Raw genomic sequence first — 22077 nt, 5'->3', positions numbered from 1 at the left:
CGAGGCTAGTTCCCCAGGCCGAACAGCCGCGCCCCGTTCCCCCAGACGACGGCCCGCAGCCAGTCCTCCCCCAGCTCCAGGCGCTGCAGTGCGGCCAGCTGGTGGGCGTAGGGGTAGGGGATGGCGGGGAAGTCGCTGCCCAGCAGCACCTTGTCCCGCAACGCACCCAGCCGGGGCAGCAGCGAGCGGTCGAAGGGCATCAGCCGCTCGGTGAAGTCGGTCGCGAACATGGTGGTGTCCAGGTGGACGCCCTCGTACCGCTCGGCCAGGTCGAGGAAGTCGGCGTACTCGGGCATGCCCAGGTGCGCGATGACCAGCTGCAGCCCGGGGTGCCGCTCCAGCAGCCCGGCCATCGGCGTCGGGCCGGTGTGCTCCCCGGCCAGCGGGCCGGAACCGCAGTGGATCACGACCGGCGTGCCGGCGGACTCCAGCTGCGCCCAGACGGCGTCCAGCAGCTCGTGCCTGGGGTCGAAGGAGCCGACCTGGACGTGCACCTTGAAGGCCCGGGTGCCGCCCTCGAGGGCCTGCGCGACGTAGCGCGCGGCCTCGGGCTCCGGGAAGAAGGTCGCCGACCGCAGGGCGCGGGGGTGGGCCCGGGCGAACTCGGCCGACCAGTCGTTCAGCCAGGCGGCCATGCCCGGCTTGTGCGGGTAGGGCAGCGTGGTGAACGCCGCGACGCCGAGCCGCTCCAGCTGCGCCAGCCGCTCCTCCACCGAGCCCCGGTAGGTGATCGGCCAGGGCGCGCCGTAGTGGGTCTGCGCCTGGTCGAAGTAGACCCACACCTTCTCCTGCACGCGCGGCGGGAGGAAGTGCACGTGTACGTCGACCAGGCCGGGCACGCCCAGCTCGGTCCACCAGCGGGGGACGTCGACGTCGTCGGCGGGCGGGGTCAGCACCCGGCCGACCCTAGGTCGACCGACCCCCTCAGCGCAGGGTGACGACGACCTTGCCGCGCACGTGCCCGGCGGCGACCAGCTCGTGCGCCTCCCCGGTGCGCTCCAGCGGGAACGCCTTGGCGATCGGCACCCTCAGCTGGCCGTCGTCGGCGAGGCGGGCCAGCTCCTCGAGGTCGTGGGCGTCGGGCCGGACGAACACGTAGCGGCCGCCGAGGTCGTTGACGGCGGGGTCGACGACCGAGGCGATCCGGGACCGGTCGCGCACCTGGTCCGGTGCGTCGGCCAGCACCGGCCCGCCCACCAGGTCCAGGACGGCGTCGACGGGCTCGGTCAGCTGCCCGCTCATCGGCCCGGCGGAGTAGTCGAAGACCTCGGCGCAGCCGGCCTCGCGGAGGAACCCGTGGTTCTTGGGCGAGGCGGTGCCGATGACGTGCGCGCCCAGCGCGACGGCGATCTGCACCGCGTTGAACCCGACGCCGCCGGCGGCCCGGTGCACCAGCACCCGGTCGCCCTCGCCGACGTCGAGGGCCTCGGTGAGCGCCTGGTAGGCGGTCAGCCCGGCCAGCGGCAGCGCGCCGGCCTCGGCGAAGGACAGCGACTCGGGCTTGTGGGCCAGGCAGCGCTGCGGGGCGGCGACCAGCTCGGCGCAGGTGCCCAGCCCGACGTCGTCCCGGCGGACGTAGCCGAAGACCTCGTCGCCGACGGCGAACGCCGTGACGGCGGGACCGACCTGCTCGACGGTCCCGGAGACGTCCCAGCCGGGCACGATCGGGAAGTGGTGCGGGAAGAGCTCGGCGAGCCCGCCGGAGCGGATGCCGACGTCGACCGGGTTGACCCCGGCGGCGTGCACCCGGACCAGGACGACGTCCGGCCCGACCGGCGGGGTCGGCAGGTCCTCGCGCAGCGTCAGCACCTCGACGCCGCCGAAGCGGTCGTAGGAGATCCCCCTCATCGCCGTCCACCCCTCTTCACGTACTGCCCGAACGCGCGTTCCATCTCCCGGCGGCTGTCCTTCTCCGCGAGGTCCTGGCGCTTGTCGTAGCTCTTCTTGCCCTTGGCCAGGGCGAGGGTGGCCTTGGCGCGGCCGTCCTTGAAGTACAGGTCCAGCGGGACGAGCGTGAGCCCGCCCTCCTTGGTCTTGCCGATCAGCTTCTCGATCTCCGACCGGTGCATGAGGATCTTCCGCTTGCGGCGCGGGGTGTGGTTGGTCCAGGTGCCCTCGGTGTACTCCGGGATGTGCACGTGGTGCAGCCAGACCTCACCGCCCTCGACCATGGCAAACCCGTCGACGAGCGAGGCACGACCCATCCGCAGGCTCTTGACCTCGGTCCCGGTCAGCACCAGGCCGACCTCGAAGGTGTCGAGGATCGAGTAGTCGTGCCGCGCCTTCTTGTTCTGGGCGATGAACTTCCGCCCCTGTTCACGCGGCATGCCACCAGGCTACCGGCGGCGCGCCACCCGGTTCCCGGCACGGACGACGACGGCCACCCGCCCCGGGTGGGGAGGGTGGCCGTCGTGGGGCGGCGTCGGTCAGAGCCGGACGTACAACCGCAGGGTCACGTAGGCCGCGATCGCGGCCAGCAGCATGCCGGCGCCGGTGATGACCGGGCTGATCGTGGCGATCACGCCCCAGTCGACCGGCGGGATGATGCCCGCGCGGATCGGCCCGGCCAGGGTGCGGTCGATGAAGAGCACCTTGGTCAGCACCAGGCCCACCGTGGCCAGCAGCCCACCGAGCAGGCCGGCGAGGGCGGCCTCCAGGATGAAGGGCAGCTGCGTGTACCAGCGGGAGGCCCCGACGAGTCTCATGATGTTGGTCTCGTTGCGCCGGTTGAAGGCCGCGAGCTGGATTGTGTTGGAGATCAGCAGCAACGCGGCCAGCGCCTGGACGACGGCCACCGCGATGGTGGCGTTGCGCGCGCCGTTGAGCAGGCTGAACAGCCGGTCGAGGAAGTCGCCCTCGTCGCGGACCTGGTCCACGCCGTTCTCCCCGTTCGGGAACTCCTGGGCGATGACCGAGTAGCGCTCGGGGTTGACCAGCTCGACCCGGAAGCTCTCCGGCAGCGCGTCGGGGTCGGTGTTCTCGACCAGGGCGGGCTGCTGGCTGAACTGCTCGGTGAAGCGCTGGTAGGCCTCGGCCTTGGACTCGTAGATGAAGTCGGCGACCTCCGGTGAGCTGGCGAGCTCGTCGGAGATGGTCTGCCGCTGCTCCTCGGTGACGTCGTCGGCCAGGAAGATCGAGACCTGGACCTTGTCGTAGTAGATCGCGCGCATGTCGCTGATCATGTTGGCGATGACCAGCCCGGTCCCCATGAGAGCCAGCGAGATGCCGGTCGTCAGGATCATGGCGACCGTCATGGTCAGGTTCCGACGCAGCCCGGTGGCCACCTCGGAGAGGACGAAGTTGACGCGCATGTGTTCCTCAGTCGTTCCTGGTCGGGGCCGGCGTCAGCGACCGACGCCGTAGACGCCGCGCGACTGGTCGCGGGTCACGGTGCCGTCGTTGAGCTCGATCACGCGGCGCCGCATCGAGTCGACGATGTGGTAGTCGTGCGTGGCCATCACCACGGTGGTCCCGGTGCGGTTGATCCGCTCCAGCAGCAGCATGATGCCCTGGCTGGTCTCGGGGTCCAGGTTGCCGGTGGGCTCGTCGGCCAGCAGCACCAGCGGCCGGTTCACGAAGGCCCGGGCGATCGCGACGCGCTGCTGCTCGCCACCGGAGAGCTCGGTGGGCAGGCGCTCGGCCTTTCCCTCCAGGCCGACCATCTCCAGCACCTCGGGGACGACGCGCTTGATGGTCTTCTGCGGCTTGTTGATCACCTCGAGGGCGAACGCGACGTTCTCCGCGACCGTGCGGTTGCGCAGCAGCCGGAAGTCCTGGAAGACGCAGCCCATCGTGCGGCGCAGCTTGGGCACCTGCCACTTGCTCATCGTGTTCAGGGTCTTGTCGTTGACCTTGATCGTGCCCTTGGTGGGGTCGTCCTCCTTCAGCAGGAGGCGCAGGAAGGTCGACTTCCCGCTGCCCGAGGACCCGATGAGGAAGACGAACTCGCCCTTCTCGATCTCCATGGAGACGTCGTCCAGCGCCGGCCGAGGGCTCGTCGGATACAGCTTGGTGACGTGTTGCAATTCGATCACGAGGCGCCACGCTACCCGTCCGGCGTCCCATGATGTCCCGTTGCGGCGGCGCGCCGGGACACTTCCGTGAGCGCTCACCGACCCCGCCGGGACGACGCGCCGACCAGGCCGCTCCCAGGGTCCGGGCGCGTCCGGGGCGGTCAGACCGCCTCGGCGGCCTCCTGCTCCTGCTGCTTGCGCCAGCGGATCCCGGCCTCGATGAAGGGGTCCAGGTCGCCGTCCAGGACGGTGCTCGGGTTGCCCGACTCCACCTCGGTCCGCAGGTCCTTGACCATCTGGTAGGGGTGCAGCACGTAGGAGCGCATCTGGTTGCCCCAGCTGCTGCCCTCGCCCTTGAGGGCGTCCATCTCGGCCTTCTCCTCGCGCTGGCGCACGACGAGCAGGCGGGCCTGCAGGACCTTGAGCGCGGCGGCCCGGTTCTGGATCTGGGACTTCTCGTTCTGGCAGGACACGACGATGCCGGTGGGGATGTGGGTCATCCGGACGGCGGAGTCGGTGGTGTTGACCGACTGGCCACCGGGACCCGAGGAGCGGAAGACGTCGACCCGGATCTCGTTCTCGGGGATCTCCACGTGGTCGGTCTGGTCGACCACGGGCAGCACCTCGACCCCGGCGAAGGAGGTCTGCCGGCGGCCCTGGTTGTCGAAGGGCGAGATGCGCACCAGCCGGTGCGTGCCCTGCTCGACCGACAGCGTGCCGTAGGCGTAGGGCTGCTTGACGGCGAAGGTGGCCGACTTGATGCCGGCCTCCTCGGCGTAGGAGGTGTCGTAGAGCTCGGTCGGGTAGCCCTTGCGCTCGGCCCAGCGCAGGTACATGCGCAGCAGCATCTCGGCGAAGTCCGCGGCGTCGATGCCCCCGGCCTCCGAGCGGATCGTCACCAGGGCCTCGCGGGAGTCGTACTCCCCCGACAGCAGGGTGCGGACCTCGAGCTCCTCGATGGTCTTGTGCAACGCCTCGACCTCGCGCTCGGCCTCCGCGCGGGTGGCCTCGTCGTCCTCCTCGGCGGCCATCTCCCACAACACGCCGACGTCGTCGATGCGTGAGCGCAGGTCCTCGACCCGGCGGAGGTCGCCCTGCAGGTAGGACAGCCGGGAGGTCAGCTTCTGGGCGCTCTCGACGTCGTCCCACAGGTCGGGGGCGGCCGACTGCTGCTCCAGGTCGCGGATCTCGTCGCGCAGGTCGTCGAGCTTGAGGACGGCCTCGATGGACTTCAGGGTCCCGTCGAGTGCGTCCAGGCGGGAGGAGAAGTCGGCAGCCACGTCTGACCACGGTAGTGGTCAGGGGCAAGGCCGGTGCCCGGGCGTGCCGGGCACCGCCTCACGGACGCTGCGGGAAGACCCCCTGCAGCGCGATGCAGAAGGTGACCACCAGGTACGGCGGCATGTTGGTGTGCGGCAGACCGCCCCCGGCGGGGGCGAGTGCCGCGGGGTGCATCGGGACATCGGGAGCCCCGGTGGCGTAGGTGCGGTCGCGCCGACGTCCCCAGGCCGCGCTGCCCCAGACCGCGTTCTGCGGCGAGTTCTGGTCCCCGAGACCCGACGCACCGCGGACCGTGTGGGTGTGTGCGGGCATCTCGCCGGGGGTCAGGGCGACCGTCGCCTGGCCGCCCGTCTCCCCCTGCGTGCGCAGACTGAGCCCGGGCCCCTGGCCGGGCCCGAGGGGGGTGGCCCCGCGGAGGTCGGGCAGCGCGAACGTGGACCTCCCGTCCCCCCCGTAGACGGTGCCGAGCAGGGAGAACAGCGCGGTGTTCTGGGAGATGGGCAGCACCTGGCCGTTGCACAGCGCCCAGCCCGTGGGGGCGAAGGCGAACGGGAAGAGCCGGATCTCGGCGACGAACGGGTCGGCCATGGTCAGTTCCTGCTCGGGAAGATGCCCTGGAGGGCGATGACGAAGTGCACGACGAGCGTCGGCGGGCGGTTCTCGTGCGGTTGGACGGCGCCGCCCACGGGCTCGACGGCCGAGGTCGACATCGGCACCGACGACGCAGGCGGGCCGTAGGCGGGCGCGGGCGCCGAGGCCCAGGTCGAGCCCCCGGCGGTGGTGCTGTCGGCGGTCCGCCGGGCCAGTGCCTGGTGGGTGTGCAGGGGGACCTCGCTCAGCGACAGGGTCACCGTCGGCAGCCCGCCTCGCTGGCCGGGCGGCAGGTCCTCCGCTGTGTGGACGGGGATGCGGTCGCGCATGTCCGGCAACGCGAAGGTGGTGACGCCGTTCCCGCCGTAGGTGGTGCCCAGCAGGGCGAACAGCGCCTGGTTCTGGTTGATCGGCAGCAGCTGGCCGTTGCAGGAGGCCCAGCCCCTGGGCGGGGAGTCGAAGGAGACCATCCGGATCTCGGCGAGGAAGGGCTCGCTCACGTCGGACTCGGGAAGATGCCGAACAGCGAGATGATGTGGTGGATCGCGACGAAGGGCGACATGTTCTCGTGCGGCTGGCCCGCACCGGCAGGCGCCAGGGCCGCGCCGGCCAGGACCACGTCCGGCACCCCCGAGGAGTACTGCTGGTCGGCCCAGGTGGCCCAGACACCCCCCTCGGGCGACGTCGCCGTCGCGGCCGCCGCGGAGCCCATGGCCTGGTGGGTGTGCTGCGGGAGCTGCGCCGCGGTGAGCGTCACCGACTCGACGCCCGACGCGACGCCGAGCTGGCTCTGCTGGCTCTGCTGGCTCCTGTGCAGCGGCATGCGACCCCGCATGTCCGGCAGGGCGAAGGTCTCCTGCCCGTCACCCCCGTAGGTGGTGCCGATCAGCGCGAAGAGGGTGTCGGCGTCGGCGATCGACAGCAGGCTGCCGTCGCAGAACGACCACCCCACGGGTGCGAAGTTGCCCGCGAACAACCGGATCTCCCCGATGTAGGGCTGGGCCATCAGTGCTCGTCTCTGCTCGGCAGGCGGGTGAAGACCGCCTGCAGCTCGATGCCGTCGGTGCCGGGGTGCGGCACCAGGAAGACCGGCGTGGGCGCCAGGCCGGGACCGGACACCAGGCGGGTGCCCTGTGCGGTGTCGGGGGCCAGTCCCCCGGAGAAGACCAGGGTGAAAGCGTCGGGACCCGAGGGGCGGCAGGACACCAACCGCGCCGTCGACCCCACGCCCGCCTCGTCGACCATGTCGACGTCCAGACCGGTCAGCGACGACCAGTCCGCCACGGTCACCGGGTGCATGCCGGCACCGGCCCGTCGTGGCGCAGCTGCAGGCGCCCGTCCGCGCCGGCGGACCCGGGCACGGGCCGGAAGCCCAGCCCCGCGTACAGCCGGCCCGCGGCGGGGTCGTCGGCCCAGACGCTGAGCGTGACCGGGACGCCGAGGACCTGCGCCTCGGCGAGCACGACGCACAGGGCCGCCGTCGCCACGCCGCGGCGGCGGTCGGCGGTGGCCACCGCGACGTCGAGCACGTGCAGTGCGTCGCCGGTGACCGCCGTCCAGCAGCGGCCGACGCGGCGGCCCCCGCTCAGCAGCACGTGGTCGGTGGACACCGGGAAGGACGCCCGGTACTGCCCGTCCCGGGCGCGGACCTGCTGCTCGGCCAACGGCCGCGCGACGGCGTCCGGCAGCCCGGCCGGCGCCCACTGCTCGGCCAGCACCGCGGCCGACAGGTCGCGGAGGAACTCCTCGTCGCCGGGTCCCGCCGGCCGGACGTCGACCACCTCAGGCACCCCGCCGCACCACGGCGTGCAGCTCGCGCTCGCCGACTGCACCCACCGGGGAGAGGAAGAGCACCGCCGTCCCGACGCCCGGGGTGGCGAGCTCGACGATGCCCTCCTGCAGCGGGCGGGTGCCGGCACCGAGGTCCTCCAGGGCCAGGGTGAAGGCGGACTCGGGGTCGGCCGGGACGGTGGTGGGGTCCAGCACGGCGCGCAGACGCAGCTCGTGCGCGACGGCGTCCCCGGTCACGGCCGTGAACACCGCACCGACGACGCCGAGGTAGGCCGAGCGCCCGGGCACCGGGAGCGGCCCCCGCACCGCGGAGGCGTCGACGGCGAGCGCAGCCGGAGCGACGAGCGGTCCGAGGGCACCGGCCAGGCCGAGGGCACCGGCGCCGGCGAGGACGTGCCGGCGACTGACCAGGACCACGACGACTCCTCGGGGCACGCCGGGCCCTGGCGGGGCCGGTCAGCTGCGGAGTCTGCCCAGCCGCGGCAGGGCTGCGCGGCCATTTGGCAGATGTCGGCGTGGCTCCGTGCTCGCGCTGTCGAGTCTCCACCGCGTGGTCCCGGACGTCGTCCCGGCTCGCGCGGCAGGGTGGCCTGCGTGCCACGACCCGCGGCGGCACGATGTGGAGGAACCGTGTCCCGCTCGTCCCGTCGGTCCGCCCGCTCGGCCCTGGTGCTCGCCGTCGCCGGGGTCTCGGTGGCCGGGCAGCTCGTGCTGCTGCCGGCCTCGACGGCGGTCGCCGCGACGGCCCTGACGGTCAGCACGACCGCCGACGTGCCGGCCGGGACGGGCGCCTGCGGCAACCCCGCGACGACCACCGCGCCCTCGCCACTGAGCCTGCGCGAGGCCACCTGCCTGGCCGACAACACCGGCGGCGAGGTGACCATCACCGTCCCCGCCGGGACGTACTCCCTCACCTCGGGGCCGCTCGTCGTGGGCACCGCGCCGGGCCGGGACGTCCGGGTCGTCGGGGCGGGCGCCGCCTCGACCGTGGTGACCGCCGGGTACCTGAGCCGGGTCGTGGTGATGGACCCCTCGGCGACCGGCGGGGTCGCCCTCACGCTGACCGGCCTGACCCTCGCCGAGGGCGCCGACGACACGTTCGGCGGGGCCGGGGTGCTCGGCGGGTCCGTCGACGCCGCGCAGGCGGACTCGCTGACCCTGGTCGACTCCGTGGTGCGGGACAACCGCGCCAACACCGGCTCGACCACCCGCAGCAACGCCCCCGGCGGCGGCATCCAGTTCATCGGCGGCCGCCTGACCCTGACCCGGACGACCGTCGCGGGCAACACCTCCGGGGCGAGTGCCGGCTCCGGCGTCGCCTACGAGGCCACCGGCGCCACCCCCGGTGAGGCGCTCACGATCACCGGCGGGACCTTCTCCACCAACCGGAGCACCAGCCCGACGGCGGGCCTGGACAACGGTGGCGCCCTCGTCGTCCGCGGTGCCGGCACCGCCACGGTGGACGGGGTGCGCTTCGTCGACAACGCCGCCGACGCCACGGCGGGCACCGGCACCGGCGCTGCCATCTGGGCGCAGAGCGGCCAGCTGTCGGTGCGGCACTCGACCTTCACCGGCAACCAGGCCGCCGGGCCCGCGGGTTCCGGGGGCGCCGTCGCGGTCGCCGGGGGCACCGCCGACCTGCGGTTCAACCGCTTCACCGCCAACACCGCCGCGAACGGTTCGGCGTTGTCCAGCAACGCCGCGGCCGTGGCGACCTCCAACTGGTGGGGCTGCTCGACCGGGCCGGGCACCCCGGGCTGCGACACGGTCCGCGGTCCCGCCACGGTCACCCCGCGGCTGACCCTCCTCGTCACCGCGGCCCCGCCCACGGTCCAGGGCCCCGGCGCCAGCAGCACGGTGCGGGCGGCACTGACCACCGACAGCGGCGGCTCCGCGGTGGCGCCCGCCGACCTGACCGCGTTCAGCGGCCTCCCGGTGACCTTCGCCGACCCGCCGGGCGACGCCACCGTCGGCGGCTCGGCCGGTCCCCGCGTCGTGCCGCTGGCCGCCGGGGTCGCCGAGGTCGGCTACCAGAGCGGCACGGTGTCGGGACCCAGCGCCGTCACCGCCACCCTGGACGCCGGTACCGGCTCCGGCTCGGTCGTCGTCCAGCGTGCGCCCGCCTTCACCGGCGCCACGACCGCCGCACTGCCGGTGTCGGCCCCGGCCTCGGTCGCCGTCACCACCACCGGCTACCCGGCCCCGGCGATCACCACCGCCTCGACGCTGCCCGCGGGCGTCCTGCTCAGCGACGCCGGCGACGGCACGGCCACCCTGTCCGGCACGCCCGCCGCCGGCTCCGAGGGGACCTACCCGGTCCTCCTGAAGGCGGCCAACGGGACCACCGACGCGACCACGACCCTGACGCTCACCGTCTACCGCAGCCCGGCCTTCACCAGCCCGGCCACCGCGACCCTGGTGGCCGGCACCCCGGCCACCGTCGCCGTCACCACCAGCGCCGCCCCCGCCGTCACCTCGGTGGCCCTGGTGTCGGGCACGCTGCCGGCCGGCCTCACGCTCTCGGGCACCGGCGCCGGCCGCACCCTGTCCGGGACGCCGACCACGGCCGGCGCGTCGGTCCTGCGCTTCACCGCGACCAACGGCTTCGCCCCCGACGCCGTGCAGGACCTGGTGGTCACCGTGCAGGGGTCCCCGGTCGTCACGACCCAGCCCGCCGACCAGGACGTCGCCCCCGGGCCCGTCACGCTGACGGCCGCGGCCTCGGGTTCCCCGACGCCGACCGTGCAGTGGCAGCGGGCCGCTCCGGGCGGGGCCTTCGCGGACGTGCCCGGTGCGACCTCGACGTCGCTGACGGTGACCCTCGCCCTCGCCGACGACGGCGTCCGGTTCCGGGCCGTGTTCACCAACCCCGCGGACACCGCGACCACCCGGGCGGCCACCGTCTCGGTGGGCACCGCACCGGCGTTCGTCACCCCCGCCACCGGCACGCTGCGGGTCGGCACCGCCGGCTCGGTCCCGCTGGAGGTCAGCGGCAGCCCCGCGGCCACCGTGCGGGCCACCACGGCGCTGCCCTCCTGGCTCACCCTGACCCCGCAGGGCGGTGGCCGGGCGACCCTGTCGGGCACCCCGCCGGTGGGCGCCGGTGGCGTGCTGACGATCGGCCTGGCCGCCGCGAACAACCGAGGGCAGGAGACGACGCAGAGCTTCTCCCTCGTCGTCGACGAGTCGCCCCGGTTCACCTCGGGCAGCACGGCCACGTTCACCGCCGGCGCCGCCGGGACGGTCCTGGTCGCCACGACCGGCGGGCACCCCACCCCGGTGACCGTCACCGGCGCGGCGCTGCCGGGCTGGCTCACGCTGACCGACCAGGGCAACGGGTCCGCGCTGCTCACCGGTACCCCGCCGGCCGGGTCGGGGGGCACCTCGACGGTCACGCTGACCGCCCGGACCACCGGCGGCTCCGCCGGGGCCACGACCCAGACGCTGACCGTCCGGGTCGACGAGTCCCCCACCCTGAGCGTGCCGGCGACCGCCTCGGTGGCCGTGGGCAGCGCGCTGACCGTCGCCGTCAGCACGTCCGGCGGCTTCCCGGCGCCCCCGGCCCTCACGGCGACCAGCACCCCCGCCCTGCCGGCGGGCCTCGCCCTGGTCGACGCCGGGGACGGCACCGCGACCCTGCGCGGCACGCCCGGTGCCGGGTCCGGCGGGGTCTACCGCGTCGTCGTCACCGCCACCCCCGGCGGCACGGCGGCACCGGCGACCGCCCCGCTCGAGCTGACCGTGCTGGAGCCGCCCGCGTTCACCAGCACCGACCGGATCGTCCTCAGCACCGGGTCCCCGGCCCGCTTCGTCGTGACCACCAGCGCGGGGCGCCCCGCCGGGCCGGTCGCCGTGACGGTCGACCCCGCCACGCTGCCGGCCGGCCTGACGTCGACCGACGTCGGTGACGGCACCGCTGTGCTCAGCGGCGTCCCGACCACGGACGGCACCACGGTCGTCACCTACAGCGCCAGCAACGGCCTGGCCCCCGCGGCCACCCAGCAGCTCACCATCCGGGTGGCCGTGGCCGCCGCGGTGACCCTGCCGCCGACGGCGCCGGCCGCAGCGGCCCCACTGCTGGGACTGGCCGCGACGACCCCGCGCGGGGCTCCCGTCGTGGTCAGCGGGGACGGGTGCGCGCCGGGCGCGGTCGTCACGGTGGCGCTGTACCCGGGCGCCGTCGAGCTGGCCCGGACCACGGCCGACGCCTCGGGGGTCTTCAGCACCCCGGTGTCCCTGGGCGACGCCCCCGGCCAGCGGGTCCTCGTCAGCGGGTGCACGGGCCTGGACGGCGGGGTCCGCTTCCTGTCCTCGACCACCACGGTGGTCGCCGTCCCGCCGCCGGGGTCGACCGGCACCGGCACCCTGCCGGCGCCGGGGCTGCTGGCCCGCACCGGTCCGGCGGTCGAGGTGCTCACCCTGCTCCTGGTCGCCGGCGCCGCCCTCGTCGGCGGGGCGTGGCTGACCCGGGTGGCCCGCCGCCGGGCCTGAGCACCGGCTCGAGCACGAGGCCCCGGAGGACGCGTGTCCTCCGGGGCGCCGGGTACCGGGGGTCGCCATGAGCGATCGGGAGTCCCAGCGCACCCGGGCCGACGTCGAGCGCGGCCGGCCCGACCACCACGACCCGACGGCGGGCATCGGCGGGGCCGCGCCTGCACAGTCCGCGCTCACGCTGCGGCTGGTGCTGGCCCTGTTCGGCCTCGTCGTCTGCACCGGGGGCGGGTTCCTGCTGTGGCGGACGCCGGTTCCCGCGGTGTTCGCGGTCGCGCTGTGGGTGCTGGCCCTGGTGGCGCTGATCGACATCGGCGTCGTCGCCCGGCGCAAGGCCCGCGGCGAACCGGGCTGAGCCGCTGGTCAGCCGACCAGCCGGGCTGCGGGGCTCAGCCGGGGACGACGGCGCGGCGGCGGCTGCGCGAGCCCAGCCAGCGGGGCAGGTCCTCGGCGGGCATCGGCCGGGCGATGTGGAAGCCCTGGCCGTAGGTGCAGCCCAGGGCCGCGACGAGGGCCAGCTGGGCCTCGGTCTCGATGCCCTCGGCGACGCTGCGCATGCCGCAGGCCCGGGCCAGGCCGACGACGGTCTCGACGGCGGCCGCGGACTGGCTGGCCTCCTTGTGGTCGGCGGCGGCGACGCCGGCGACCAGGCTGCGGTCGATCTTGAGGATGCCGGCGGGCATGGAGACGATCTGCCCGAGGCAGGAGAACCCGCTGCCGAAGTCGTCGATGGACACCTCGATGCCCGAGACCCGCAGTTCGGCGAACTGGGCGGCGGCACGCTCGGGGTCCTCGGCGACGCTGGTCTCGGTGAGCTCGACGACCAGCCGTTCGGGCCGCAGCCCGGAGGCGGTGAGCGCGGCGGTGACGTCGGCGACGAGGGTGCCCGAGCCGATGTGGGTGGCGCTGATGTTGACCGCGGCGGTGAGCGGCAGGCCCATGGCGTCCCAGGCGGCGGCGTCCCGCGCGACGGTGCCGAGCACCCAGCGGGTCAGCTCGTCGACCAGGCCGTTGGCCTCGGCGACGGGCACGAAGTCCCCGGGGGGCAGCAGACCGCGCGTGGGGTGCTGCCAGCGGACGAGGGCCTCGACGCCGGTGACGGCGCGGGTCCGCAGGTGCATGAGCGGTTGGTAGTGGACGACGAGCTGGTCGGTGGCGATGGCCTCGCGCAGCTCGCCGGCGACCCACAGCCGGCGCTGGGCGGCGACCCGCAGCTCCGGGGAGAACAGCCGGACGGCGTTGCGGCCGGCGGACTTGGCCGCGTACATGGCGAGGTCGGCGTCCCGGACGAGGTCGCCGGCGCGGCCGTCCCCGGAGCCGTCGGTGACCGCGATGCCGATGCTCACCGTCAACGGCACGGTCTGGCCGTCCACGGCGAAGGGCTCGGCGAACGCGCCCTGGCAGCGCAGGGCGAGGGCGGCGGCGTCGGCCTCGTCGCAACCGCGGCCCAGGACGACGAACTCGTCGCCGCCGAGCCGGCCTACGGTGTCCTCGGTGCGGGTGTGCGCGGCCAGCCGCAGGGCGACCTCGCGGATCAGCTCGTCGCCGGCGTCGTGGCCCAGGCTGTCGTTGACGGCCTTGAAGCCGTCGACGTCGAGGAAGAGCACCGCGACCGGGAGCCCACCGGGGGCGGCCAGCTCGTCGTCGATGAGCTCCTGCAGGTGCACCCGGTTGGGCAGCTCGGTGAGGTCGTCGTACCGGGAGGCGCGGGCGGCGCCACGGACGGCCTCGACCCGGGCGGTGATGTCGGTGTGGGTGACGACGAGCCGGCCGGCGTCGTCGACGCGGGTGGCCTGGACGTGCACCCAGCGGCCGGCCTGGCCCGGGGCGAGCGGGACGTCGACGGAGACCATCGGGCCGCCGCGGGAGGACAGCTCGCCGAGCGCGGCGAGCAGGTCACGCACGTCGGGGTCGTCACGGACGGCGAGCACGGCCTCGGTGTAGTCCCCGCCCACCGAGACCGGGAGACCGGGCCGGTGCCGCAGCTGCTCGGTCCAGGCAGCGTTGACCAGGACGATCGTGCCGTCGGCGTCGAGCAGGACGGCGGGGGCGGGCAGCGCGTCCAGGACGGCGCCGACCGCGGGTGCCACGTCGGGGACCACCCGCTGTGACCGGTGACCACCCAGTCGGGGCCCGTCCGGCAGGTGGACGGCGGGTGACGACACACAGCAGAGACTAGGGAACACGCCGACGCTCGCGCTGCGTGACGGTCCTCGCGCGGACCACCCGCCGGTGTGTCGCCCGGGCGCGTCGCGGGTCGGTCACCCCAGCCGTCCCACCTGTCACAGTCAGGCGTCGACGTAGCGGTCGCGTTCGACGACGAACTGCCCCGTCGCTGTGTTCGCGTCGATGAACTCGGGCAGCAGCGGGACCCGCACGGTCACGGTGACGCAGACGCTGAACTCCTCCCCCGGCGCCAGCGTGGGCAGGTACCCGCCGGTGGTCGCCGAGCACTCCACGCCGGCCGGCACGTAGGCGACGGTGACGTCGGTGGCGTCGACCGCCTGGTCGGCCACGGCGAGGGCCGCCGCCGCCTCCGCGCGGGCCAGCCCCGTCGCCGGGTCCGGTGCGGTCGCCACGGCCCGACCGGCCTCCCGGGCGGCGGCGTCGGCGGCGAAGACCCCGCGCTGCACCGCGGAGAACCCGGCGACCAGGTAGACCAGCGGCACGAAGACGACCAGGGCGATGAAGACGAACTCGACGATCGCCGAGCCGCGCTCCCCGTCGTCCCGGCGCCCCTCCTCCACCGCCGCGCTCACGACGCCTCCTCCACCGCTCTGCCGGTCACCTGGAGCGGCAGCAGGTCGCCGAGGGCCGCGAGCAGGCTGGGCACCGAGCCCTCGCACCGCACGACCACGAGCACCAGACCACTGGGGTCGGTCTCCTGCACGCTGGTGCAACGCAGCCCGCGGGCGGTCTGCACGCTGGTCGCCGCGGCCACCACCTCCAGGGCCCGGTCGGCCCCGACCGCGGCGGGCACGTCGGCGTTGGCGGCGTAGCGGGCGCCCTCCTGCGCCGACGCCGTCACCACGTTGCGGACGTGCACGTAGACCGCGACCTGCAGCACCGCCAGCAGCAGGACGACGACGAGCACCGACACGAAGACGAAGTCGACGACGGCGCTCCCCCGCTCGCCGTCCTCGCGCGGCCCGGGCTCAGCCACCGCCGGCGGTGACCGAGCTCAGCGCGTTCTCCACCGCCGTGACGATCGCCTCGCGGAACGGGATGAGGATCGCCAGCACGAGGGCTGCGGTCATCACCGTGATCATCACCCAGCCGGGCACGTCGCCACGCTCCGGGTCGGGCCCGCGCAGGCGGGTCGCGAGTGCCGCGAGAGCGGTGAGCAGGACGGTCAGGACGGGCACGGGCGGTCTCCTCGAGGTGGTGCGGTGGACCCTCACTGCGCGAGGGTGACGATGCTGATCAGGCCCGGGAACTGGGCGAAGATCGCGAACACGGCAGCAGCTGCCGCACAGTCCCCACCCACGATCACCACATGAGGAACTCAGGACAGCGACACCGTTCCGCTACCGTGTCGTCTCACCACTCATGAGACGGGGATCACGTTGGCCGACAAGTACATCCGCATCGAAAGGATCGGCGAGGCCGGCGGGCAGGGGCAGGTGTGGAGGGCCCGCCGCGAAGCCGACGGTCAGCATTTCGCCCTCAAGATCATGGACGCCGATCCCAACAGCCCCGACCCGGCCGGCGACAAGGCGCGCTTCAGCCGCGAGATTCGCTGTCAGACCACTCTCCGTCATGCCAGCATCGCCGAAATCATCTCGGCCAACACAGCTGCTGACCCTCCATGGTTCGTGATGCCGCTGGCCGCGGGCAGCCTCCGCAAGCGCCTGCAGACGGGCAGCGTGCCAGAGGACGAGGCTGTGGACATCTTTCGGCAGGTGCTGAGCGGCATCGACTTCGCTCACTCCGAGGGCGTACTGCACCGAGACCTCAAGCCCGAGAACGTGCTGCAGATCGACGGCCGATGGGCCGTAGCTGACTTCGGCCTCAGTCGGCGAGCCTTCTCAGGCAGCACCACCATCACGATGACCAACGTCGGCATGGGCACCCTCGCCTACGGTGCGCCCGAGCAGTTCCGAGACCTGCACTCGGTCGACGAGCGAGCGGATGTCTTCGCCCTCGGCAAGATCTTCTACGAGCTGCTCACGGGTGACCTGCCGTTCCCGACCATGGACATGTCGCTGGTGCCATCGAAGTTCCGCTGGATCGTCACCTGCGCCACGGACAACGACCCCGACCGGCGGTACCGGACCGTGGCTGCACTGGCCGCAGAGCTGGAACTGCAGGTCACGGGCTCGAGCACGCTGACCGTGCCCATCGACCAGGCCAAGCGGCTGCTGCAGCAAGCAGAGGCCGGGGACTCGAAGGCCGTCGCTGCTCTGGATCAGCTCCTCACGACGAACCAGGATGACGAGGTTCTGTACAAGGAGTTCGTCGTCTCGTTGCCCGTTCCAGTCCTCGAGCAGTTGTACGCGCAGCGCCCGGACGGGGTGAAGGCCGTCGTCAACCGGTTCCTCGTCCTGTCGGAGGGGTCACACCCGTTCTCCTACACCGATCTGATCGCCGACTTCTTGGCCAACGCGTTCACCGTCATCCCGGACACCGGCATCCGACGCGGGATCATCGAATGCCTGCTCGAGCTTGGCTACTACCACAACCGCTGGCACGTGGGCATGGTCTTCGCTCGCCTGGTGGCAAGTGCAACGGACCCGTCGGACGTCATGGCGATCGCCCAGGTCATGCGGAACAACCTGGGCGCGGTGCCCTTCCACGTCAACTGGTTGAAGCAGTACTCGCTGGCTCCTCAGATCACCCAGATCATCGACCAGCTCGACGAGTAAGGCCTGATCCTGGGCGACGGTGCTGCCGTTCTTGGCACCGTCGCCAACAGCCTGAACACGGCAGCACCTAGAGCAGGTTGTTTCTGCAAGCCGGCCCGTCGGTAGCCGCCCTGCGCGAGAAACCCGCCACTTTCGGGCAGACTGCGCACTCCCAGTTCGATGTGCGGGGCGAGGAGGGTTTGTGATTTCAGATGACTGGCTGACCATTTCTTCGGCAGTCGACTTATCGCCCGAGGCTGGGCACACCATCGACCGAGCCGCAATGGTACGACTGCAGGACAACTTCTTCCGAGCGCGCGTCTTGATATTCCGACCGATAGATCAAGAATTGCGCAGACTCAACCCTGGGATAAAAGAACTGCTCATCGTTCTCGATATTGCTCCAGGCGCGCGGGAGATCGACATCTTCCCCGCCAAGAGGAGGAAAGGTGGCGTCGCAACCTTCACCGTCTGCCACGATTGGCTGTCGACCGACTGCACCAACGATCGCACGGGCGCCTGGCAAGCGGCGTCACATCTCGCGCAGATAGTGATTTCCCTGCACCAGAGTGGGGACATGGTTCTGCCCAGCCTCGAGCACATTCGCATCTAGAAACCTGGCTGCGCCGACCCCCGGGACAAGGCCTACTAAAACCCCCAGCGTGTCGCCACGTCAGCCCCCAGCCGCCCCCGCACCGCCCCAAGCTGGCCAGCCCGGGCTCGCAGTTGCTGGTGCCGTTTTCGGCACCGTCGCCAAGACCGTGCGCACGGCAGCGGACCGCGCGAAAGGGTCACGAATCGGTCGCCACCGACCGGCACCAACCGTCATGACCTGGGTCGCCGCAGACGGTGGCCGACCAGCCGGGGGCAGATCTGCCAAGGCGACCAGGCCGGGGTGCATCTCCACCAGGTGACCGAAGTGGACCATCCGGGCGTCCTGGGGATCCAGCGTGGTTCCGCAGAGCACCTGCCAGTCGCCGTCGTCGTCGTGGTGCACATCCACAACCGGGGCCCCGTCGAGGATCGGCTGCGTCGTGAAGATCAACGTGTCGGGGGACTCGGGGAACGGCCAAGCATTCACGCCGAGATCCTGGCAGGTACTGACCTCCGAGTGGGTCGGCTCGGCAGGACGGCAAGCCGTCCCTCCCTTCTTGGCACCGTGGCGAAGAGGACGGTCACGGGGAGCACCAGGAAGACGACCGGGACCATCATCTGGATCTCCTTGGCGCCGCCGGCCTCCAGCAGCCGGCGCTTGCCGGCCTCCCGGACGTCGGCGGCCTGGGCGCGGAGCACCTCGGCCAGCGGGGTGCCCCGCTCGATGGCGACGACGACCCCGTCGACGAACCGGGCCAGCGCCTCCAGCGAGGTGCGGTCGGCGAGCTGCTGGAGGGCGTCGACGAGGGGCACCCCGGCACGGGCGCGCCCCAGCGCCCCGGAGAGCTCGCGGGCCAGCTCCCCGCCGGACAGCCGGGTGACCCGGGCGATGGCCGCGACGGGGCTCTCCCCGGCGGTGACCGCCAGCGCCAGCAGCTCGGCGACCACGGGGAACTCGGCCAGCAGCAGCTCCTCGCGGTGCTGCACCTGCTGGGTCAGCCACCAGTCCCGGCCCAGGACTCCGCCGACCAGGCCGGCGGTGCACAGCAGGACGCCGGAGAGCACGTTCACCCCGCCGGCGACGACGGACCCGCCCGCGACCAGGACGGCGCCGCCGAGCAGCCCGAGGCCACCCCACACGACCTGCTCGACCCGGAAGTCCTCGACGGTGGTGTCGGTGGCCAGCGCGTCCAGCCGCCGCCGGACGGCGACCCGACCGCCGAGCACCCGGTCGACGAACCGGGCCCCGTCGGCGAGCGTGGGGCCGAAGACCCGGCGGGCGGCGCTGAGCAGGCCGGCCTCGGTGGCCGTGCCCAGCAGCCGGGACGGGGGCGGGGTGTCCTGCACGCAGGGCGCCAGCCGGTCGACCAGCCGCACCGCCCGGAACGGCGGCGCGTAGGTCAGCAGCAGCACCAGCCCGGTGGCCGCTGCGAGGCCGAGGAACACGCCGGTGGTCCCCGCGCTCACTGGAACCCCGCCCGCCTGACCCGCGCACGACAACGCCCCCGCCCTCGGGAACGAGGACGGGGGCGTTCTGTCGTTGGACCCGCGTTACGGCCGAAGGTCGCAACCGCAGAGACGACTACCGCAGCCAGTGCACCGCGGGGTCAGACCGGTGACCGCGTTGACGAACACACGCTCGTCCACGATGTCTGTCAGGCGCTTCGAGACGATGTTCGCGGCGGCCAGCATCGACGCCACAAACTCGTCAGTAGCGTCACGAGAGGCATCTAACGTCAGTACTGACGTTCCGCGCGACGTCGCGGAGATGTAGCTTGTGGTTGCTGCGTGGTTCTGAGTGTTGCTTGGCAAGGCGTACTCCAAGGACTGGTGCAGTAGTTGGACTCCGGCCCTCGGGAGCGGTAACTCCCGGGGGCGGAGACCACCCATCGCGGCGCGATGGGTAGACGCAGGGTAGTTCACTAGCGTCGTCTTGGCACTACATGTTGTGGGTCAATCTCGCACAAACCACAACATGTAGGCCTGAGAGCACATCCGTCAGCCCCGCCCGCGCCGGAACGGGGGCAAGCCTGTGGACAGAACGACATTCGTGTAACCACTGGTCCCGCCCGAACGGTAACCCCGCCCCCCTACTGACGTGCAAGCCCCGGTGCGCGTGTCGTCTTCCACCACTAGGGGTGGTGGGCTAGGACTCGAGCCTCGGGCGTGTCGGGTCATCCGCCGAGTAGCGCAGGTCCAGGGGACGCGTTTCGGCGTGCTAGCCATGCGCGGCCGACTGCTTTGTCCTGCTCAGAGGCCGGTTGGAGACTCCAGAAGGCCAGATGAGCCTCCCGGGCCGAGCTGCAGCCCAAGCGGCCGAGCACCATGCCGCCAGAGAAGGCGGTTGGCCGGACCTGTGACTGCACGACCCGCGGCAGAATCGGCGTGTCCTTCCACTCCTCATCCGCAAGGGGACCATCCAGGACCCTTACGTTCGCTCGGACCGCGGAGGTGGGACCGAAGCGGGTCTCCGCCTCTGAGATGTCCCCCTTGGGCTTCACGAGCAAGAGGGAGCCGTGCAGAAGCGCCCAGTCAATGGGCGCCGTGTCAGCGCCGCTCACGCCAGCACCGGGACGATGTCGAAGGCGGCCAGGACGAAGGGGAGCTCCCGGCGGACCTCGGCCAACAGCCCCGCGTGGAGGAGACGGCCAGCGGCCTCGGCCGCCGCGGTGTCCCCGCGAGAGGTGAGTCAGGCGCCGCCGCAGCCCAGGCAGTTGGTGACGGGCTCGGAGAGCTGCACGGCGGGTGCGATGATCATTGTGGGTTCTTCCCTGTAGTGGGGGTGAAGCCAAGGCCCGTAAGTCCAGTTGGCACTGGACTTACGGGCCGCCCTGGTTTCGGGGCCGGCTACACCGTTGCACAAACTAGCTACGGAGAGTCACCGACTCTATCTCTGTGTAGTCCCTCGGTCCTTGACGTCAAGCTTTGCAATCCACTTCTTGATCTCGGCTTGCGCCACGTCGATGGCGGCTTCCAGCGTCCGGTGGGCTGCATCCCGGGCTCGCACATTCCGCTCCCGTTCGCGCGCCTGTTCCTCCGCGAACATCTCGTTGAGCGGCCGGGAGTCAGCAGTGGCGATCATCTTCTGGTGGTGGATTGACGTCCTCCACGGCAGCTCGACTCCCGTCACTTTCACATGCAGCAGATTTAGCCCGACTTCCATGCCCGCCTCCGTAAAGCGGGGAGCGAGAGCCAGCAGTCGCCGGGTGTTGTCGTTCACCAATTGCGACTCCTCGGGCACGTCGTGACCCATCCGAAGGGCGGAGCGCGCCTCCGCAAGCACCGGGCCCAGCGGCTCTAATACGGTCCGCAGCTCATCCCACAGTTGCTGCTGCCGCGCAATGGCGGGCGCCCGACGGGCGACGACCGTGTTGTAGATGCTGAGTGCGAGTGCAGCCAGGGCAACGATGACGGTTGGAGCGGTCCAGGACACATACGGAAGGTAGCTGGCCCAGGTACTGCACACCGGTGAACTCCGGTAGCCCGGAGTTCAGCGCGATGAGCAGGTACAGGCACTCCTCCTGGCGCACCTCGCCGACAACCAGGCGCGAGGGCCGCATCCGCAGCGCCTTCTTCACCAGGCGGCGCAGCGGGGTCTCCCCGGCGCCCTCGAGGTTGGGCTGGCGGGTCTGCATCGCCACCACGTCGGGCAGCGGGACCCGCAGCAAGTAGGCGCGTCTATGCCCTACGTCTCGGAGTTACCAATCTGCCCCTCCGGCGGCGAGCTGCGACGGGCACCACGAAGGCCGTCGAGTGCACCCGCGTACCCCGGGAGGACAACCCGCAGAAGTCCATTGGCGAATGAAAGGGTGACGCTCCCCGCCAACTGCGCTCGCAGCGCGGGGGGCTCTACAACGTCGGTGTTGACCAACGGACACGTCAGCGTCGGAGCGGGCCGACCGCTCACGATGACCTCGACGGCGTACTCGTCGCCTCGACGCAGCAGACCGGGACTGAGCCTGACGACCCCTGGCGCGCCCAACGCTTCTACCGTCGTCACGAGGTCGCCCCGGGGACGCGCAAGGGTGCCGAACATCTGACAGCCGAGGTCGATCACGATGGACCTACCGCCGTCGAAGTGCTCCGACGCGATGTCGGACGGCCCGACGTTCACCAGGCGAAGCGTCAAGAGGTACGGGTTCTTGACCTCGATATCGCGATACGTGACGGCGAGCCGAGAGCCCGTGTCGCGTTCTGCTGCCGGGACGAGAGGCGAGGCCGTCCATTCGAACATCACTTTGCGACGCCGGTTGCCGTACTGGCGAGCCGCCAGGATGCCGCCGACTCCGATGACTGACCCAATGATGCCCACGACGATGCCCCAGTCCACGACGGGCAGTCTTCCGCACGCCTAGCCGACTGATCTTATGAACGGGACTGCCCCGACTTCAGTTGACTCGTCGGGTGTGGTTATCAAGCCGCGGTAGCGGCCAGTTGGAGTGTCTCGTACTCGATGGGTGTGAGGCGTCCCA

25 protein-coding genes are annotated in these 22077 nt (G+C 72.2%); 5 read left to right on the top strand and 20 right to left on the bottom strand.

Features of this window, described 5'->3' with window-relative positions; all coding sequences use genetic code 11:
* Positions 1-5 precede the first annotated feature (5 nt).
* The 12 genes from ASG41_RS07810 to ASG41_RS07755 form a co-directional block, all read right to left on the bottom strand.
* Positions 6-896 carry an amidohydrolase family protein gene (locus ASG41_RS07810; protein ID WP_056292337.1) on the bottom strand — a complete coding sequence of 297 codons (891 nt, stop codon included), beginning with the start codon at positions 894-896 and terminating at the stop codon, positions 6-8.
* 28 nt (positions 897-924) lie between these two features.
* The gene (locus ASG41_RS07805) at positions 925-1848 is read right to left on the bottom strand and encodes an NADP-dependent oxidoreductase (protein WP_056292334.1); all 924 of its coding nucleotides are present in this window, start codon (positions 1846-1848) and stop codon (positions 925-927) included.
* The gene (gene smpB, locus ASG41_RS07800) at positions 1845-2327 is read right to left on the bottom strand and encodes an SsrA-binding protein SmpB (RefSeq protein WP_056292324.1); all 483 of its coding nucleotides are present in this window, start codon (positions 2325-2327) and stop codon (positions 1845-1847) included. The genes ASG41_RS07805 and smpB overlap by 4 nt, the downstream gene beginning before the upstream one ends.
* A 99-nt stretch (positions 2328-2426) precedes the next feature.
* Positions 2427-3311: a permease-like cell division protein FtsX gene (gene ftsX / locus ASG41_RS07795; protein ID WP_056292321.1), complete on the bottom strand. Its 885-nt coding sequence runs from the start codon at positions 3309-3311 to the stop codon at positions 2427-2429.
* 33 nt (positions 3312-3344) lie between these two features.
* Positions 3345-4034, bottom strand: coding sequence for a cell division ATP-binding protein FtsE (gene ftsE, locus ASG41_RS07790; protein WP_056292318.1), 690 nt, complete (start codon positions 4032-4034; stop codon positions 3345-3347).
* Positions 4035-4174: 140 nt separating this feature from the next.
* Complete coding sequence (gene prfB, locus ASG41_RS07785; RefSeq protein WP_082556701.1) at positions 4175-5293, bottom strand: peptide chain release factor 2; 1119 nt, start codon at positions 5291-5293, stop codon at positions 4175-4177.
* A gap of 58 nt (positions 5294-5351) precedes the next feature.
* The gene (locus ASG41_RS07780; protein WP_056292314.1) at positions 5352-5882 is read right to left on the bottom strand and encodes a phage tail protein; all 531 of its coding nucleotides are present in this window, start codon (positions 5880-5882) and stop codon (positions 5352-5354) included.
* 2 nt (positions 5883-5884) lie between these two features.
* Positions 5885-6385, bottom strand: a complete 501-nt coding sequence (locus ASG41_RS07775) for a phage tail protein (protein WP_056292312.1) — start codon at positions 6383-6385, stop codon at positions 5885-5887.
* On the bottom strand, positions 6382-6891 hold the full coding sequence (locus ASG41_RS07770) for a phage tail protein (RefSeq protein WP_056292308.1): 510 nt from the start codon (positions 6889-6891) through the stop codon (positions 6382-6384). The genes ASG41_RS07775 and ASG41_RS07770 overlap by 4 nt, the downstream gene beginning before the upstream one ends.
* Positions 6891-7184 carry a hypothetical protein gene (locus ASG41_RS07765; RefSeq protein ID WP_056292303.1) on the bottom strand — a complete coding sequence of 98 codons (294 nt, stop codon included), beginning with the start codon at positions 7182-7184 and terminating at the stop codon, positions 6891-6893. Before ASG41_RS07765 ends, ASG41_RS07770 begins: the two co-directional genes overlap by 1 nt.
* Positions 7172-7675, bottom strand: a complete 504-nt coding sequence (locus ASG41_RS07760) for a GNAT family N-acetyltransferase (protein ID WP_157519177.1) — start codon at positions 7673-7675, stop codon at positions 7172-7174. Before ASG41_RS07760 ends, ASG41_RS07765 begins: the two co-directional genes overlap by 13 nt.
* Positions 7668-8093 carry a hypothetical protein gene (locus tag ASG41_RS07755; RefSeq protein ID WP_056292297.1) on the bottom strand — a complete coding sequence of 142 codons (426 nt, stop codon included), beginning with the start codon at positions 8091-8093 and terminating at the stop codon, positions 7668-7670. Before ASG41_RS07755 ends, ASG41_RS07760 begins: the two co-directional genes overlap by 8 nt.
* Before the next feature lie 213 nt (positions 8094-8306).
* Between ASG41_RS07755 and ASG41_RS07750 the strand changes: the two genes are divergently transcribed.
* Both ASG41_RS07750 and ASG41_RS07745 read left to right on the top strand, forming a co-directional pair.
* Positions 8307-12167, top strand: a complete 3861-nt coding sequence (locus ASG41_RS07750) for an immunoglobulin domain-containing protein (RefSeq protein WP_056292294.1) — start codon at positions 8307-8309, stop codon at positions 12165-12167.
* A gap of 67 nt (positions 12168-12234) precedes the next feature.
* Positions 12235-12522: a DUF6343 family protein gene (locus tag ASG41_RS07745; RefSeq protein ID WP_056292291.1), complete on the top strand. Its 288-nt coding sequence runs from the start codon at positions 12235-12237 to the stop codon at positions 12520-12522.
* A gap of 34 nt (positions 12523-12556) precedes the next feature.
* Here ASG41_RS07745 and ASG41_RS07740 read toward each other — a convergent pair whose 3' ends face one another.
* The 4 genes from ASG41_RS07740 to ASG41_RS07725 form a co-directional block, all read right to left on the bottom strand.
* Positions 12557-14257, bottom strand: coding sequence for a bifunctional diguanylate cyclase/phosphodiesterase (locus ASG41_RS07740; protein ID WP_235564624.1), 1701 nt, complete (start codon positions 14255-14257; stop codon positions 12557-12559).
* A gap of 198 nt (positions 14258-14455) precedes the next feature.
* Positions 14456-14926 (bottom strand): hypothetical protein, encoded by a 471-nt coding sequence (locus ASG41_RS07735; protein ID WP_056292285.1) that lies wholly within the window; start codon positions 14924-14926, stop codon positions 14456-14458.
* On the bottom strand, positions 14923-15330 hold the full coding sequence (locus ASG41_RS07730) for a TadE/TadG family type IV pilus assembly protein (RefSeq protein ID WP_056292282.1): 408 nt from the start codon (positions 15328-15330) through the stop codon (positions 14923-14925). The genes ASG41_RS07735 and ASG41_RS07730 overlap by 4 nt, the downstream gene beginning before the upstream one ends.
* Complete coding sequence (locus ASG41_RS07725) at positions 15323-15532, bottom strand: hypothetical protein (protein ID WP_056292278.1); 210 nt, start codon at positions 15530-15532, stop codon at positions 15323-15325. Before ASG41_RS07725 ends, ASG41_RS07730 begins: the two co-directional genes overlap by 8 nt.
* A gap of 201 nt (positions 15533-15733) precedes the next feature.
* On the opposite strand from ASG41_RS07725, the gene ASG41_RS07720 reads away from it, so the two are divergent.
* Positions 15734-17032 (top strand): serine/threonine-protein kinase, encoded by a 1299-nt coding sequence (locus ASG41_RS07720; protein WP_056292275.1) that lies wholly within the window; start codon positions 15734-15736, stop codon positions 17030-17032.
* A 181-nt stretch (positions 17033-17213) separates the two neighbouring features.
* Positions 17214-17624 (top strand): hypothetical protein, encoded by a 411-nt coding sequence (locus tag ASG41_RS07715; RefSeq protein ID WP_056292272.1) that lies wholly within the window; start codon positions 17214-17216, stop codon positions 17622-17624.
* 464 nt (positions 17625-18088) lie between these two features.
* Here ASG41_RS07715 and ASG41_RS07705 read toward each other — a convergent pair whose 3' ends face one another.
* The 3 genes from ASG41_RS07705 to ASG41_RS24640 form a co-directional block, all read right to left on the bottom strand.
* On the bottom strand, positions 18089-19051 hold the full coding sequence (locus ASG41_RS07705; protein WP_235564622.1) for a type II secretion system F family protein: 963 nt from the start codon (positions 19049-19051) through the stop codon (positions 18089-18091).
* Positions 19052-20492: 1441 nt separating this feature from the next.
* Complete coding sequence (locus tag ASG41_RS23940; protein WP_162245542.1) at positions 20493-21038, bottom strand: hypothetical protein; 546 nt, start codon at positions 21036-21038, stop codon at positions 20493-20495.
* Complete coding sequence (locus ASG41_RS24640; RefSeq protein ID WP_369799999.1) at positions 20920-21183, bottom strand: hypothetical protein; 264 nt, start codon at positions 21181-21183, stop codon at positions 20920-20922. Before ASG41_RS24640 ends, ASG41_RS23940 begins: the two co-directional genes overlap by 119 nt.
* Between ASG41_RS24640 and ASG41_RS25420 the strand changes: the two genes are divergently transcribed.
* Positions 21104-21277 (top strand): hypothetical protein, encoded by a 174-nt coding sequence (locus tag ASG41_RS25420; RefSeq protein ID WP_369800000.1) that lies wholly within the window; start codon positions 21104-21106, stop codon positions 21275-21277. The two genes, ASG41_RS24640 and ASG41_RS25420, sit on opposite strands and share 80 nt — an antisense overlap.
* Before the next feature lie 13 nt (positions 21278-21290).
* Here the strand turns inward: ASG41_RS25420 and ASG41_RS07690 are convergent, their stop codons facing one another.
* Positions 21291-21935, bottom strand: coding sequence for a hypothetical protein (locus ASG41_RS07690; protein WP_056292256.1), 645 nt, complete (start codon positions 21933-21935; stop codon positions 21291-21293).
* Positions 21936-22077: the final 142 nt, after the last annotated feature.

Source organism: Modestobacter sp. Leaf380, from assembly GCF_001424485.1.
Lineage (GTDB): Bacteria > Actinomycetota > Actinomycetes > Mycobacteriales > Geodermatophilaceae > Klenkia.
Note: the sequence above shows the minus strand (reverse complement) of the source record. Positions and strands in the feature narration are given on the sequence as shown.

Excerpts from the sequence above, each read along its gene's own strand:
- smpB (WP_056292324.1), bottom strand. The coding sequence starts at position 2,327 with ATGCCGCGTGAACAGGGGCGGAAGTTCATCGCCCAGAACAAGAAGGCG.
- ftsX (WP_056292321.1), bottom strand. The coding sequence starts at position 3,311 with ATGCGCGTCAACTTCGTCCTCTCCGAGGTGGCCACCGGGCTGCGTCGG.
- ASG41_RS07805 (WP_056292334.1), bottom strand. The coding sequence starts at position 1,848 with ATGAGGGGGATCTCCTACGACCGCTTCGGCGGCGTCGAGGTGCTGACG.
- ASG41_RS07770 (WP_056292308.1), bottom strand. The coding sequence starts at position 6,891 with ATGGCCCAGCCCTACATCGGGGAGATCCGGTTGTTCGCGGGCAACTTC.
- ASG41_RS07780 (WP_056292314.1), bottom strand. The coding sequence starts at position 5,882 with ATGGCCGACCCGTTCGTCGCCGAGATCCGGCTCTTCCCGTTCGCCTTC.
- ASG41_RS25420 (WP_369800000.1), top strand. The coding sequence starts at position 21,104 with ATGAGCAGGTACAGGCACTCCTCCTGGCGCACCTCGCCGACAACCAGG.
- ASG41_RS07765 (WP_056292303.1), bottom strand. The coding sequence starts at position 7,184 with ATGCACCCGGTGACCGTGGCGGACTGGTCGTCGCTGACCGGTCTGGAC.
- ASG41_RS07745 (WP_056292291.1), top strand. The coding sequence starts at position 12,235 with ATGAGCGATCGGGAGTCCCAGCGCACCCGGGCCGACGTCGAGCGCGGC.